The following is a 13,957-nucleotide window of genomic DNA, read 5'->3' on the forward strand; positions in this document are numbered from 1 at the left end:
GTATGTTCTATCACAAGTATATCTAAAAAAAGACTGTAAACAAAGTTTTTCACTACTTTGTCTACAGTCTGAGACTCAGTGTGGGCTGAGTCTTTTTTCCTTAGGAGGGTTTGGCAGTCTTCTAGTTTTGGGGTACCAAAAGACAGCCATTTGCTTATGCCGTCTGTGCCTTTTTGAATAGAGTTAGTTTAGCAAAGTTAACGACGGTTCTTCGACTTTCACCAAATTTGATTGGTTCTTCGTCGACTTCAACCAAGACGGAGTTTGTATAAAAACCAAGCACTCTTCCAACGTACTGAATATGTTCCCGTTCAAACAATATTTGGTCTCCCATCTTTATTTCTGTTTCATATTCTGGCTCTGTTTTCATCAAACTAAAACTTCTTTGTTCGCTCATCTTGTTAACCTCGCTTTCCTTTTCTCTATATTTTTATTATAGCCGTATTCGAATTCGGTCTTCTATTACTCATGATAAATTTGATGGTCCTTTTTATAGAAAATGTGACAATTTATACACAAATACCCTCACAGCTTATTTTTACTAGCTGTGAGGGTGTTTTTAACGAGAAATTTGGGAAGAACTGTGTGTGCTTATCTTTTCAAATTGATAAAGTTCTTCTGGGATGTCTGAAAACAGCCGCGACTTAGTTCCATTTGAAGTCACAACCAAATCATGCATGGCACGTGAACAAATCGTATAAAGCAAAGTGCGTTCTTCTTCAAGCGCATAGGCCTCTTTAGAAGCATCAAGGACGATCACACTATCAAATTCAAGTCCTTTCGCTAAATAAGACGGAATAATCATCACGCCTTCTTGCAATTTTTGGTGTTCAAAATGGACAAGCCGAACATTCATCTTTTTGTAAAGCGAAAGATAAGCAGCCTCACAAATTTCTTGGTTTTTCCCAATGATGGCTACCATATTCGATTTTTTCGCTAGTTGACTGGCTTTTTCGTAGACTTGTTCCATCATCTCAACATAATTTTCTGTTTCAATCAATTTTGGTAGACTTCCTTCACGTTCAAACGGAACAATTTCCTCTTTTGCCTGGATGATGCCTTTCGTGAAGTTAGTAATTTGCTCAGTAGAACGGTAGCTTTTATTTAGTCGAATCACTTCTGTTTTTTTAGAATCAAACAAGTCTTTGATTTCTTCAAGCAGCGTTCGTTCTTTTTCTTGGGTTTTAAAAATAGCTTGATTTAAATCTCCAAGCAACGTGAAGCGACTACTTGGGAACAAAGTTTTGAGATAATAAATTTGTGCGGGGGAATAATCTTGGATTTCATCAATAAATAGAAATTTCATCGCACGATTGGCTTCTTTGCCGACTACACGATCCCGTAAATCAAGATAAAATACCACATCTTCTTGGGCAAGTTTATTTGCATTTAAACTATCGACCAGTCGTTTGATTTCGGTCTTCCATTCGTTTTCTTGGATACCAAATTTTTCCAGTTTCAAAAGCCTCGGAACGGTCTGCATGAAATGAACAAATTGTTGGTGAATATGGAAAAACCGATTTTTTTTGACCGCTTGATGGACTTTTTTCATTTTAAGGCGGACGAGTTTCCGTGCCAAATAATCTTGTTCAGCATCAAAACTGTCAAATTCAAGTTCAAGCGGAACAAGATTTTGATACGATTCTTCACTTAAAAGCTCAATTTCGTCTTTTACCCAGTCTTTTTTGGCTTCTTCGTTGGCAAACACAAATAGTTCCTCGCGCAAAGCTTTTCGAGTTAGTTCAAGGCGCGCCGGGAGCGAGTAATCAGAACGAGTTTGATAAAAGATTTCCTTCACTTTGTTCTTGGAAATCACGGTCTTCCCGCGAAAGCGAATGTCTTTAAAACGCAAGCCGTCTTTTTGCAAAAGCTTTTGGTAGCGAGAAATGGCAGCAAAGAGCTGTGTATCTTCTTTTAGCCCGAGGATATTCTTGCGCAATTCGTTCGCCTTGTCCTCAAACTGCTCAAATAAACTTTCCATTTCAAGGTTTCCGAGACGCGCTGCCGTAAAATCTTGAAAGGTGGTTTGCAGCATATTTTTTTCGCCAAGCTCTGGGAGAACATTGCCAATATAATGGTTAAATAAGCGGTTTGGTGAAAAAATAATCATTTGCTTTTCATCGAGACCTTCGCGGAAGCGGTATAATAAATAAGCGATTCGCTGTAAGACGGCCGAAGTTTTACCGCTTCCTGCTGCGCCTTGGACGAATAACAGGTCACTTTTCGTATCTCGAATAATTCGGTTTTGTTCGCGCTGAATGGTCGCAACAATATTTTTCATTTGTAAATTGGATTCTGCACCAAGCACTTCTTGAAGCATTTCATCGCCAATCGCCGCGCTCGTATCGAACATTGATTGTAGTTTGCCTTTTTTGATCGAAAATTGTCGCTTTAAAAGCACATCCACCGTGAGCTTGCCTTGCGGCGTATCGTAGCTTGCTTCTCCCATTTCCCCATCATAATAGACGCTTGAAATCGGCGCACGCCAGTCATAAACCAAAAATTGGTCGTTTTCATCTAGCGCCGAACCAATCCCAATATAGATTTCTTCACGCGCTGTTTCTTCATCCGCAATGTCAATCCGAGCAAAGTAAGGTGAGTTTTGCATTTTATCGAAGACTTTTAATTGTTTTTCGGCATGTTCATAATTTCGTTCCCGTTCACGCAAAAAGTGTTCCTGCTGGCGAATACTGATATTCGTTTCGGATACATCATCAGGCTCAAGCAAGTTGACCCGAACGTCTTCCCAGAAATTTGAACGGATATCACTGGCTTCTTTTTTAACGGAAACTAGCGAGTCTTTGATTTGTTTTTCTTGTGCTTTAATTTGCTCAATCGTATAATCAATTCGTTTTTGTTCTTGTTTTTCCTCGCTCATAAAAAAGCCTCCTAAAAAATATTGACAAACACTTATTTTTGATGTATAATTGAAATGAATTAAGTCTGTTTTTTAACAAATGTTACTAACAGTATTTTTTAGTATAGCATGGAATCCTAAAATCTGCAATGTCTTTCCACTTAGGGAAGGCTTTTTATATGCAAAAAAAGAAGCAGCTAGACACGTGTCCAGCTGCTTCTTTTTGTTTAAAAACTATCGCCAACTTCTTTGACCATTTCCTTGACAGATTCAAGTCCGCCTCCCGATAGATACCAATACTCCGGATTTAAATAAATGATTTTGCCATTTTTATAGGCATTTGTTGTTTTTACTAAATCATTTTCCACCGTTTTCTTAGCAGAAGATTCTCCACCAATCGCTGCACCGCGGTCAATTACATACAAGTAATCAGGATTTTTCTCAGAAATATATTCCATCGAAATACTTTGACCATGTGTAGAAGATTTGATCGAGGTATCAACCGGTTCCACGCCTAAAACATCATGAATCAAGCCAAAACGCGAGCCCGGTCCGTAAGCACTGATTTTCCCATCATTGGCAAGAATAATCAGCCCTTTTTTCCCTTTCGGAGCTGCCGCTTTCACCTTATCAATTTGTGTGTCAATTTTAGCCAATTCTTTTTGTGCTTGCTTTTCTTTCCCAAAGATTTTCCCGATTTTTTCAACGTTCGCATGGAAAGATGCTAAATAATCAGAAGTATCAAGACCTAAATAAATGGTGGGCGCAATTTCACTAAATTTATCGTACGCATCACTTTGCCGCCCTGAAATGATATTTAAGTCGCTCCCTGTTTCGTTGATCGCTTCAAAATCGGGTTCTTTCAGTCCGCCCGCATCTTTGACTTTACTTGTATCAAACGCTTTTAAGTATGGTGGCAAGTTTTTCTTTGGCACCGCTATGACTTTGTTACTCAATCCTAATTTTTCCATCGTATCCAGTGAACCAAAATCAAATACCGTGACTTTCGAAGGGTCTTGCGTAAGTTTTGTCGTACCTAGTTCGTGTTTAATCGTGATTTCTTTAGAGTCTGCTTTCGCCTTATCCCCATCAGAATTTGAGTTTCCTCCCGAACAAGCTGCCAGTACAAGGGCAATTAAGCTAATTAAAAAAAGCATCGTAAATTTTTTCATTTTAAGCCTCCTATTTTAATAAATCTTATCTTTTACATTAAAATATATTCCAAATTTATTTCCACCGACCTCCGTAATCGGAATATCCATTTCAAAGACTTCTCGCAGAACGGCTTCATCCATCATTTCCGCCGTCTCTCCTTCTGCTAATTTCACTCCATCTTTTAACGCAACGATCTGATCTGAATAACAGGAAGCAAAGTTGATGTCATGCAAGACGAGAACAACAGTTTTTCCTAGTTCATCCACAAGACGTCTGAAAATTTGCATCATCGAAACGGCATGTTTCATATCTAAATTATTGAGCGGTTCATCGAGCAAAACGTAATCGGTATCCTGCGCAATCACCATTGCAATGAAAGCTCGCTGTTTTTGTCCTCCGCTCAGTTCATCAAGAAACTGATGTTGCTTCGCTCCCATTTCCATATACTGGATCGCTTCGTCCACTTTTTGAATGTCTGTTTTCGTGAGGCGTCCTGATGAATAAGGGAAACGTCCAAAGCTCACTAAATCTCGCACCGTTAGCCGAGCCGTCAAGTGATTGGATTGTTTCAAAATGGAAACGCGCTTCGCCAGTTCTTGGTTGTTCCAATCGGAAAGCTTGCGTCCTGAAAGCGTGACCGCACCGGAATCTGGCTTGATGAGTCTACTCATAATGGAAAGAAGTGTGCTTTTTCCTGCTCCGTTTGCGCCAATCAGTGATGTGATCGATTGAGGCTTCACTTCAAAGGAAACATCGTTTAAAACCGTTTTATCATGATAGGTTTTTGTGATATGTTCAATTTTCATACAAGTTTCCTTCCTTTCAAAAGTAAATACAGAAAATAAATGCCGCCTGCCAAATTGATAATCACACTAATTGGCGTATTGAAATGGAAAAGTCGTTCGGCAAGGACTTGGCCAAAAGTTAGCGTCAACACGGAAATGAGCGCAGCGGCTGGGATCAAAATTCGGTGTTTATACGTTGGAAAAAGCTGGTAGGCGATATTTGAAACAATCAAGCCAAGAAACGTGATGGGCCCGACGAGCGCGGTGGCGATACTCGTTAGGATGGCTACCACAATTAATAAGCGCTTCACCACTTTTTCATACGAAACACCGAGATTCGTCGCTTCTTCCTTTCCAAGTGTGAGCACATCTAGATACTTGCTGATTTTGCCTAGGTAAAGAAAAACCAGAAGCATGAGGATAGCGCTTAATAGGAGTACGTTTTGATGGACATTGCCAAAGCCAGCAAAGCTCTTATCTTGCACGATTTGGAACTCATTTGGGTCAATCAGCATTTCCATAAAGGAAGAAAAACTGCTGAAAAAAGTGCCACAAATGATGCCGACAAGGAGCAACAAGTAGATGCTCGTTCCTTTGCGCTTAAATAGGAGGTAGTAAAAAACGGTTGAAAACACCACCATTAACCCGCAAGAAAGCACAAAATTGATTTCGCTTCCGAGGTGAAGCAGTTTACTTTGTCCCATTAAAAAGAGCAGCGCAGTTTGGAATAACATGTACAAGGAATCAAGCCCCATGATGCTAGGTGTCAAAATTCGGTTTCCCGTGATGGTCTGGAAGATAACGGTTGAAATCGCAATTCCAAGTCCTGTTAGGAGGATGGCAAGCCACTTCGTTCCGCGAAGCTTCAAGGCAAACTCCAAGTTCCCGCCAATAAATAAAAATAAATAACAGGCTGAAAAAATCAGCACGAGGATGACTAAAAGGGTCATTTTTTTACGCATAGCTCTTCCTCCTAAACAGTAAAATGAGGAAGATGACGCTGCCGATAATGCCTACAACTAAGCTGATCGACACTTCGTATGGGTATAAAATAATGCGTCCGATCATGTCGCAAACAAGCAAAAAGGAAGCACCAAATAGTGCTGTATCCATCAAATTTTTCTGTAAATGATCGCCTTTTAAAATCGAAATAATGTTTGGAACGATCAAGCCGAGAAAAGGAATCATCCCCACTGTTAACACGACGGTTGCTGTGATAAAAGAAACGATTATCAGTCCAATCCGCATAACTGCACGATATGACAGTCCTAAATTGCTAGCGAAGGTTTCTCCCATTCCACTCACTGTGAATTTATTTGCATATATATAGGCAAGGATGAATAGCGGGATAGAAAGGTAAAGAATCTCGTAGCGCCCCTTCATGATCATCGAGAAATCCCCTGAAAGCCATGAAGAAATATTTTGTACGAGATCAAATTTCACGGCAAAGAAAGTGGAAATGGAGCTGAGAATGTTCCCGAACATCAAGCCTACAAGCGGAATCAAGATGGTATCAAGAATGGAAATCGAATCCAGAATCTTCATAAAAACAAGGCTTCCCGCTAGCGCAAATAAAAAGGCGACACTCATTTTGACAAAAAGTGATGAACCGGTAAAAAATAATAAAGAAACAAGTACTCCAAGTCTTGCTGCATCCATGGTTCCAGCGGTCGTTGGCGAAACAAATTTGTTTTGAGTCAAACTTTGCATAATCATGCCACAAATACTAATTCCAGCTCCGGCAATGATAATGCTAACTAATCTTGGAAAACGACTGAAAAGAAAAATATCGAGCTCGTGGCTACTCCACGTATTTATATGTATTGGAAGTTTTTCTACGCCTATAAAAAGTGAGACGACAGCAAGAAGTAAAAATATGATAAAAAGCACTAGTCGTTTCATTTCACCTCTCCTTTTCAAGCCTGTATTTCTTCACTTTCATTTTCCTCTTCTATTCTAATTGATAATGAATCTCATTGTCAATAAGGCACTAGTAAAAATTTACTGTACTAACAGTACCATTTGAGATAAAATAGAGGAGGTAGGTTAAATTGAGAAGGAGTGACTGATATGTTGATTAAAAATCTTTGCATACCAAAAACCAAACTAACAACGGTTCCAGAAACAGCAACGTTAAAAGAAGCGATTGATTTGCTTGAAGAATCTGGTTATCGCTGTGTTCCTATTCTTGATCAATCTGGCGACAAATTTTTGGGAAATATATACAAGATGCACATCTATCGCCACGTGGCAAACGGAGGAAGTTTAGATCAACCTGTAACTTCCCTGCTCAAGAATGCAACCAAGCACATCAGCGTCAACTCCTCATTCTTCAAAGTGTTCTTTACGATTAAAGAGCTGCCTTACATCGCAGTATTAAAAGAGAATGGCGACTTTTACGGGATTCTAACACATGGACAGTTACTTGGGCTTTTAGAGGAAGCTTGGAATGTTAAAACAACGAGTTATGTTTTAACGATTGCGACTGGCGAAGTTCCTGGTGCTCTTACGAAAGTCACAAAAATCATTGATAAATATACGACGATTGCAAGTCTGATTACGCTAGATGATCCAAGTTCAGATTTTATCCGTCGTATTCTTGTCTCTCTTCCACTTTCTGTTACAGAAGAGAAGAAAAACGAGATTGTACGGCACTTAGATCGTAAAGGCTTCCGTGTCGTCGAAGCTGAAAACTTACAAGAAGAAAAATAAGACAGTCAAAAACCGGTATCCGCTGGGCTCAGCGGATACCGGTTTTTTAAGTTTCTCTTTTTAAATGCCCGTAATAGCTCGAATATAAGCACGGGCTTTCATTGCATACTCAAGTGGATTAGCTAGGTCTGGATTTTGTTCGGCTTCAATCAATAGCCAACCTTGATAGGCGCTTTTATCTAAAATCTGAAGCAGTCTAGGAAAGTCTATGAAACCATCACCTGGAATCGTAAAACAGCCAGTAAGTACAGTTCCGCGAAATCGAAATCCTTCTTGGACTGCTTCCTCCATTTCTGCTTTGCGAATGTCCTTCAAATGCACATGCGCAATTCGATCTGAAAACAACTCAGCTGCTTTAAGTGGATCTTCACCTGCTAAAGCAAAATGCCCCGAATCAAAGCACAGATGTACATAACGTGGATCTGTATTTTCTAGCAGGCGTTTCGTCTCAGCGATCGTTTGAACAACTGTTGCCATATGATGATGGTAGCAAAGTTTGAAACCTCTTTTAGTAGCTATTTCACCTAATTTGTTGAGACCTTTACATAGCCACTCCCACTCCTCATCATTTGCTAAAGGCTTGTTTCTGCCAAACATAGACTTTTCAGAGGCAAATAAACAGTTCGTTAACTCACAAATATTTACTCGCTTTGCTCCAACACTTTCAAGAAAGTCCAACTTTTCAACAAATGCACGTTCGTTTTCTTCATAAGGCGTTGAAATTAAAAAACTGCTAAACCATTGGCTGGCGATTTCAATTTCGCGCAGCTCCATCGCCTCTCTTAACTGAACTGGATCATGAGGAAACTTTCCGCCAACTTCCGTACCATCAAATCCTGCTAAAGCGATCTCACTGATGCATTGTTCGAAAGTTCGGTCCGCCCCTAATTCTGGCATATCATCGTTACTCCAACCTATTGGCGCAATCCCGACTTTCATCTCTTTATTTTCAAACATTTTCCCACCTCACTTTTCTATCTTTTCCCATGACTTACTAGTAATCGAACGTAAAACAGCTTGGTCAATGGCATCAATTTTTGCTCCAAATGCAAAATCACTTAAATAGGATTCCCCGCAAACTAAAGCACCCAATAATTGATGAGCTTCAATGATTTTCATGTCGTTAAAGCCAATCGCAATCCCTGCTGCCGGTTGAAAGGCTCCAAACTCACCGTGATGGGGATTTAAAAGTACTTTACGGAAGCCCATATTTTCTCCTTCATCAGCTTTTAAATATAGATGAATCTCATTTAAGCGTTCAAGATCATAATAAACCGTTCCTTCAGTCCCTTGAATTTCATATTGAAAATAATTTTTTCTTCCAGTCGCAATTCGACTAGAACCGATGGATGCGATCGCTCCATTTTGATATCTAGCTAGAAACTGGACAATATCATCATTTTCGACTTGAACGGTCTCGCTGCTACCTGCAGATTTAGGGCGCTCAGGAATCACAATTGACTGGATACCGTTTACTTGATCCATGTCGCCTAAAATCATTTGTAAAACGCTCAACAAATGACTGCACAAATCTCCAAGGGCTCCTGACCCAGCAAATTTATTAAGGTGTCGCCATGCAATCGGCAGCGCTTCATCAAGCAGCATATCCTGATCGTAAGTTCCTGTCACGCGTGTAATTTTACCAAGAGCTCCTGTTTGAACTAGATGAGCTACATGCTGATTGGCTGGATTCATTAAATTATTAAAAGCTACATAATTCACTACACCTTTTTCTTGCGCTATTCTTGCCAGTTCAGCAGATTGTTTTGCGGTAAGTGTTAACGGTTTTTCGCAGAAAACATGTTTCCCGTTTTCAAGTGCCAATTTTGCCATTTCGTAGTGTAAATGATTTGGGGTGGCAATGTCCACAAGATCTACCTCAGGATGAGTCACAACTTCTTTCCAATTTGTCGTATAACTCTTGTAGTTGAATTTGGCCTGTACCTGCTTTACTTTTGCTTCATCTACATCAGAGACGATTTGAAAAACAGGAATTCCATTGTCTTCTTCAAAAATACGTTGTACATTTTGAAAAGTCGCTGCATGTACCTGCCCAATCCAACCTGCTCCACCTATAGTTCCAATTCTGACTTGTTTCATTTTTTCTTCCCTCTTTAAAAAGTAAGACTATTAAACTATTCATAGTGTATAATGAAATGAAAGGGTTTTCAGGACAAAATCTTGCTGTAAAAGAAACAAATCTTGCTTTCGATTGGAGGTTAATTAGTTATGGTAAAGCTTGCACCAGAATCGCGAGTAGAACTAGGCATTCAAAAGCGCGAAGGAATCTATTTTTACGAGCCCTCTAAACATTCAAAAGAGCTACATCACTATCTTTTATGGGGAGGCGAATACACTTGCGTTGCGCCTTATCATGTTAAGCGAGCTTTCATGGAAGCTTTTCTGTTTTTTTGGATTAAAGAAGGAGAACTTCACTTTCACTACCGAAATCAGTCTTTCACCGCTCGTGCTGGTGATATTGTTTTACTTGATTGCAAATATTTAAATGATTATGCGGCCGGATCTGAACCCGTTCGCTTTCAGTGGTTTCATTTTAATGGCGGACTCTCTCAAAGATTGCTAGATTCGCTTTACGAACATCGCGGAGCACTTTTCCCATCTGCTGACCTTGCTAAGGAAAGTGCAACGACGTTATTTGAAGCTTTAAAATGGAACTACTTAGATCAAGAAACAATTTCTGTCAATTTATATCAGCTACTTTGTAGTTTATTCCGAATCGACAAAACGAATCTAAACCCCCATTCGGATGCAGTGAAGAAAGTAGTTCATTATATTCAGTAGCATTTCAAAGAAAAAATTTCACTGCATGAGCTTTGTCGAATTAGTAATTTTAGTCCGTATTATTTTACCAGGCTGTTTAAAGCTGAGACAGGCTTCACGCCAAATCAATATTTAATTCATATTCGAATTTCCATAGCTAAGCAGCTTTTAATTGATCGTACATTATCTATCGAAGAGGTAGCCTTTGAATGTGGCTTTAGTAGTCTCTCACACTTTACTCGTAGCTTTACAAAAATAACAGGACTGACTCCCCGAGCTTTTGGAAAACTCGAGTTATAAGTCAAAAAACCTGTATCCGCTAAACACGCGGATACAGGTTTTTTTAATTTGTTCGATTCAAGATTTCATAAACTTCATTATTCACTTTCCCAAAGGAAGAGATATTATTTTGGATGTTTGAAAATAAAATGACGAAAGTTTTTCCAGATTTACTAATGCTATTCGATACGTTCCAACCATTTAACACGCCATGATTGTTATAACTTCCTGGATCCGCGTAAAAGCCCATTCCGTAACCCGAACTGCTTCCTTTCGTAAACATTTCTGCTAAGCTTTCAGGCGATAATAATTTCCCGCTCATTAACGCTTGGTCAAATCGGTACATATCCCCCGCTGACATGTAAACATTTCCTACTCCAAAAAGTTGAGATAAATCTGGCATGCTTGGGATGCTGTAACTTCCATCTTTTTTCAAATAATAGCCGATAGAAGCATTTTTTTGCTTTGTAAAGTCCTCATAAAAACCTACTTGCGTCATTTTAGCCGGTTTGAAAATGTGATTTTGATAATAGTCTTCTAGTCGCTCCCCACTCAGTTTTTCAACTAAATAAGCAAGAACGGTATAATTGGAATCGCGATAATCCCATTTTCCTGGTGCTCGTTTCACGCCTCGCTCTTCAATGTCTTGAACTAGCTCTCTAGGAGTGATTTTCGAATTCGTTTCAAGATGACCTTTTAGCCCGCTTGTATGGTTTAGCAAATTTTTGATCGTGATCCCGCTCGGAAATCCTGTCAAATACTGCGAAACTGGATCTGTAAGCGCGAGTTTTCCTTCTTCCACCAATTGTAAAATCGCCGTTGCCGTTAACGCTTTTTGCGAAGAACCAATGTAAAATTCCGTATCTGGCGTATTTTTTTCTTGCTTTTCGCGATTTCGATAGCCGTAGCCCTTGTCTAAAACTATTTTCCCATTACGAACCACAACTGCTGTCCCACTGAAGTGAAGCTTCGTAAGGTATTGATCTAAGGCCTCGTTTTGCACGACCTCTTTCGTTTCTGTCGCTACTTTTTCCTTTTCTTTTTCACTAGAAACTGGAGATTTCGCTTTTTGATTTGATTTCGCTTCTCGCGCTGCTGTATCTGCCTTTTTCGGCGTTAAAAGTTGAACGACGAGAAAAAGAGCAGCTAGAAAAACAACAAGTGACAAAATAAATACTAAAATTTTTCTTCTGCGTTTCTTTTTTTCTTGTTGTCTTTGATTTTTCCGATTTTGTTCCACAGTGAACACTCCTTAGCCGATAATCTATCAGAAAAAGAGATTGCACTCCATGTTTCCCAAAAGTTCGATAACTCCTATTTGAATAGTAGTTGAAAATCTCGCAAAAAGCAATTTTTAACTAAAGGGTTTAAAGAAACTCCTGCAGGGTAAAGAATGACGTGTGAAATCTGCAGAAAAAGGAGATCGATGTATAATGGTTACAATGACAAGAGGTAAATTCGATAGTTTAAATCGACTTGCCAATGATAAAGGTGTAATTGCAGCGCTAGCGATTGACCAACGTGGTTCGCTCAAAAAAATGATTCAAACTGCAAAAGGTACGGAAGATAAAAAAGATGTGGAAGACTTCAAAAAATTAGTCTCCGAAGAACTTACTCCTTATGCCTCTGCTATTTTGTTGGATGATGAATACGGTACGCCAGCGATTAAAGCACGCCACGAAGGTTGCGGACTTTTAACTTCTTATGAAAAAACTGGATATGATACGACGATTCCTGGTAAATTGCCGGATTTAATTGAAGACTTGTCGGTACTTCGTATCAAGGAAAATGGCGGAGATGCTGTTAAAATTTTGGTTTACTATGATCCGGATGAGTCTGATGACATTAATGAAATTAAATATGCTTTCTTGGAACGGATCGGCGCGGAATGCCGCGCTGTCGATATCCCATTTTTCCTTGAGCCAATTACATATGATGCGAATGTAACTGACTCAGGTTCGCTTGAATACGCTAAATTAAAACCTGCTAAAGTGAAAAAGGCAATCAAGGAATTCTCGAAGCCTCGTTATGGCGTTGATGTTTTAAAACTTGAGGTTCCTGTCAACTTTAATTATGTTGAAGGTTTTGCAAAAGGTGATGCGGCATACTCACAAGCGGAAGCTGCGCGCCATTTTGAAGAGTGTTCGGATCTTTGTCCGCTTCCTTTCATTTATTTGAGTGCTGGGGTTACGGCGGAAATGTTCCACAAGACGATTGCTTTTGCGAACGAACACAATGTGCAATATAGCGGCGTGCTTTGTGGCCGTGCAACTTGGAAAGATGGCATCGAAGTTTATGGTAAGGAAGGCGATGATGCGCTTCGTGAGTGGCTTCGCACGCAAGGGAAGGAAAATATCACTTCGCTTAACAAATTGCTTGATGAAGGCGCTGTTCCTTGGTGGACAAAATATGGCAACAAGGAAGATATCCAAGTTGTTGATAAATAATCTGGATGCGAAAAAGCCTTTCGAACACAATGTTCGAAAGGCTTTTTCATTTAGACAATGAAGAAGTAGCCGATTAAATTATTGATAAAGTGAAGTAAGATGCTCGCTTCGATGCGTTTTGTTTTGTAGTAGACTAGACACAAGCCAAATGCCATCACGAAGTAAACGAGGAAACTTGGGATATCTGTCGGCAAATGAGCGAGAGTAAATAGCAAGGTACTCACTGCAAAGCCGATTTTCGGATACTTCCAGAAAATGATTTTCATGATTAAGCCTCTGAAAACAACTTCTTCTGTGATTGGCGCTAGAATGACAATGGCAATAAACACGACAAGCGGTGAGGCCGAACTTATCATGTCTTCAATCCCTGCTTGATTGGCGGTATTGAAATTTGGATCTAAGTATGTAATCAGGATTTCAAGGAGATTTGAAATGACAAGGGTGACAAGGCTGATTACAACAAAATTCAGCCACGTTTTTCTTGAAAAAGCTCGAAAAGAAAAAAGTTTCATGTGCGAGACTTTCATCAAAATAAGTAGAATAATGAGAGCAAACGCTTGTGTAAGATTCATGTACCAAGTGATTTGCAGACCGCCTATAATGCTGTCAAACGATTTTCCTGTGTTTAAGCCTTCAATAATCGGCGGAATCGTGGCGAGGATTTCGCCAATAATATCAAGAATAAAATACAAAACCAACCAAATAATACCAAGCCAAGCTTTCGGTCGAGGTTCTGTTTGAAGTTTAATTGGTTCGTTTTCCATCACCGTTTCCTCCAAATGCTTTTTATTAGTTCTATCATACATGATTTCGCTCGTTTTCCATACCCCTTTAAAGCAAAAAAAGACTCGCCGAAGCGAGTCTCAGACTGTCGAAAAACGCCGATCCCTCCATGAGAAAGAAGAGGGATGGGCGTTTTTTTCTATAAAAATGGAAAAAGA

The 13,957-nt window shown here is 39.6% G+C and carries 13 protein-coding genes and 1 pseudogene; 4 read left to right on the forward strand and 10 right to left on the reverse strand.

What is annotated here, in order from left to right; all coding sequences use genetic code 11:
- Positions 1 to 154 precede the first annotated feature (154 nt).
- The 6 genes from HCK02_RS11370 to HCK02_RS11395 form a co-directional block, all read right to left on the reverse strand.
- Positions 155 to 397, reverse strand: coding sequence for a DUF2187 family protein (locus tag HCK02_RS11370; protein ID WP_122865070.1), 243 nt, complete (start codon positions 395 to 397; stop codon positions 155 to 157).
- A 162-nt stretch (positions 398 to 559) separates the two neighbouring features.
- Positions 560 to 2,878 (reverse strand): RNA polymerase recycling motor HelD, encoded by a 2,319-nt coding sequence (gene helD, locus HCK02_RS11375; protein WP_167630230.1) that lies wholly within the window; start codon positions 2,876 to 2,878, stop codon positions 560 to 562.
- A 206-nt stretch (positions 2,879 to 3,084) separates the two neighbouring features.
- Positions 3,085 to 4,029: a siderophore ABC transporter substrate-binding protein gene (locus HCK02_RS11380; RefSeq protein ID WP_167630231.1), complete on the reverse strand. Its 945-nt coding sequence runs from the start codon at positions 4,027 to 4,029 to the stop codon at positions 3,085 to 3,087.
- A 15-nt stretch (positions 4,030 to 4,044) separates the two neighbouring features.
- Entirely contained in the window at positions 4,045 to 4,818 is a 774-nt protein-coding gene (locus HCK02_RS11385) for an iron ABC transporter ATP-binding protein (protein WP_167630232.1), read from the reverse strand.
- Complete coding sequence (locus HCK02_RS11390; RefSeq protein WP_167630233.1) at positions 4,815 to 5,759, reverse strand: iron chelate uptake ABC transporter family permease subunit; 945 nt, start codon at positions 5,757 to 5,759, stop codon at positions 4,815 to 4,817. Before HCK02_RS11390 ends, HCK02_RS11385 begins: the two co-directional genes overlap by 4 nt.
- The gene (locus HCK02_RS11395; RefSeq protein WP_167630234.1) at positions 5,752 to 6,699 is read right to left on the reverse strand and encodes an ABC transporter permease; all 948 of its coding nucleotides are present in this window, start codon (positions 6,697 to 6,699) and stop codon (positions 5,752 to 5,754) included. Before HCK02_RS11395 ends, HCK02_RS11390 begins: the two co-directional genes overlap by 8 nt.
- Before the next feature lie 168 nt (positions 6,700 to 6,867).
- On the opposite strand from HCK02_RS11395, the gene cbpA reads away from it, so the two are divergent.
- Positions 6,868 to 7,509: a cyclic di-AMP binding protein CbpA gene (gene cbpA / locus HCK02_RS11400; RefSeq protein WP_167630235.1), complete on the forward strand. Its 642-nt coding sequence runs from the start codon at positions 6,868 to 6,870 to the stop codon at positions 7,507 to 7,509.
- A gap of 60 nt (positions 7,510 to 7,569) precedes the next feature.
- On the opposite strand, the gene iolE is transcribed toward cbpA, so the two are convergent.
- A complete protein-coding gene (gene iolE, locus HCK02_RS11405) occupies positions 7,570 to 8,466 on the reverse strand; it encodes a myo-inosose-2 dehydratase (protein ID WP_167630236.1) in 897 nt (298 codons plus the stop codon).
- Between the two features lie 9 nt (positions 8,467 to 8,475).
- Positions 8,476 to 9,609 (reverse strand): Gfo/Idh/MocA family protein, encoded by a 1,134-nt coding sequence (locus tag HCK02_RS11410; protein ID WP_167630237.1) that lies wholly within the window; start codon positions 9,607 to 9,609, stop codon positions 8,476 to 8,478.
- 129 nt (positions 9,610 to 9,738) lie between these two features.
- Between HCK02_RS11410 and HCK02_RS11415 the strand changes: the two genes are divergently transcribed.
- Complete coding sequence (locus HCK02_RS11415) at positions 9,739 to 10,311, forward strand: AraC family ligand binding domain-containing protein (protein ID WP_167630238.1); 573 nt, start codon at positions 9,739 to 9,741, stop codon at positions 10,309 to 10,311.
- A gap of 12 nt (positions 10,312 to 10,323) precedes the next feature.
- Positions 10,324 to 10,590: pseudogene (locus tag HCK02_RS14295) on the forward strand (helix-turn-helix transcriptional regulator); the annotation flags it as partial.
- A gap of 43 nt (positions 10,591 to 10,633) precedes the next feature.
- Here HCK02_RS14295 and HCK02_RS11425 read toward each other — a convergent pair.
- Complete coding sequence (locus HCK02_RS11425; protein WP_167630239.1) at positions 10,634 to 11,809, reverse strand: serine hydrolase domain-containing protein; 1,176 nt, start codon at positions 11,807 to 11,809, stop codon at positions 10,634 to 10,636.
- 193 nt (positions 11,810 to 12,002) lie between these two features.
- On the opposite strand from HCK02_RS11425, the gene HCK02_RS11430 reads away from it, so the two are divergent.
- Positions 12,003 to 13,016 (forward strand): tagatose-bisphosphate aldolase, encoded by a 1,014-nt coding sequence (locus HCK02_RS11430; RefSeq protein ID WP_167630240.1) that lies wholly within the window; start codon positions 12,003 to 12,005, stop codon positions 13,014 to 13,016.
- A 50-nt stretch (positions 13,017 to 13,066) separates the two neighbouring features.
- Here HCK02_RS11430 and HCK02_RS11435 read toward each other — a convergent pair whose 3' ends face one another.
- Positions 13,067 to 13,780 (reverse strand): CPBP family intramembrane glutamic endopeptidase, encoded by a 714-nt coding sequence (locus tag HCK02_RS11435; protein WP_167630241.1) that lies wholly within the window; start codon positions 13,778 to 13,780, stop codon positions 13,067 to 13,069.
- Positions 13,781 to 13,957: the final 177 nt, after the last annotated feature.

The sequence above is a fragment of the Listeria valentina genome, from assembly GCF_011800755.1.
GTDB lineage: Bacteria > Bacillota > Bacilli > Lactobacillales > Listeriaceae > Listeria > Listeria valentina.

Excerpts from the sequence above, each read along its gene's own strand:
- HCK02_RS11410 (WP_167630237.1), bottom strand. The coding sequence starts at position 9,609 with ATGAAACAAGTCAGAATTGGAACTATAGGTGGAGCAGGTTGGATTGGG.
- iolE (WP_167630236.1), bottom strand. The coding sequence starts at position 8,466 with ATGTTTGAAAATAAAGAGATGAAAGTCGGGATTGCGCCAATAGGTTGG.
- cbpA (WP_167630235.1), top strand. The coding sequence starts at position 6,868 with ATGTTGATTAAAAATCTTTGCATACCAAAAACCAAACTAACAACGGTT.
- helD (WP_167630230.1), bottom strand. The coding sequence starts at position 2,878 with ATGAGCGAGGAAAAACAAGAACAAAAACGAATTGATTATACGATTGAG.
- HCK02_RS11390 (WP_167630233.1), bottom strand. The coding sequence starts at position 5,759 with ATGCGTAAAAAAATGACCCTTTTAGTCATCCTCGTGCTGATTTTTTCA.
- HCK02_RS11385 (WP_167630232.1), bottom strand. The coding sequence starts at position 4,818 with ATGAAAATTGAACATATCACAAAAACCTATCATGATAAAACGGTTTTA.
- HCK02_RS11370 (WP_122865070.1), bottom strand. The coding sequence starts at position 397 with ATGAGCGAACAAAGAAGTTTTAGTTTGATGAAAACAGAGCCAGAATAT.
- HCK02_RS11415 (WP_167630238.1), top strand. The coding sequence starts at position 9,739 with ATGGTAAAGCTTGCACCAGAATCGCGAGTAGAACTAGGCATTCAAAAG.
- HCK02_RS11395 (WP_167630234.1), bottom strand. The coding sequence starts at position 6,699 with ATGAAACGACTAGTGCTTTTTATCATATTTTTACTTCTTGCTGTCGTC.
- HCK02_RS11435 (WP_167630241.1), bottom strand. The coding sequence starts at position 13,780 with ATGGAAAACGAACCAATTAAACTTCAAACAGAACCTCGACCGAAAGCT.
- HCK02_RS11380 (WP_167630231.1), bottom strand. The coding sequence starts at position 4,029 with ATGAAAAAATTTACGATGCTTTTTTTAATTAGCTTAATTGCCCTTGTA.
- HCK02_RS11430 (WP_167630240.1), top strand. The coding sequence starts at position 12,003 with ATGGTTACAATGACAAGAGGTAAATTCGATAGTTTAAATCGACTTGCC.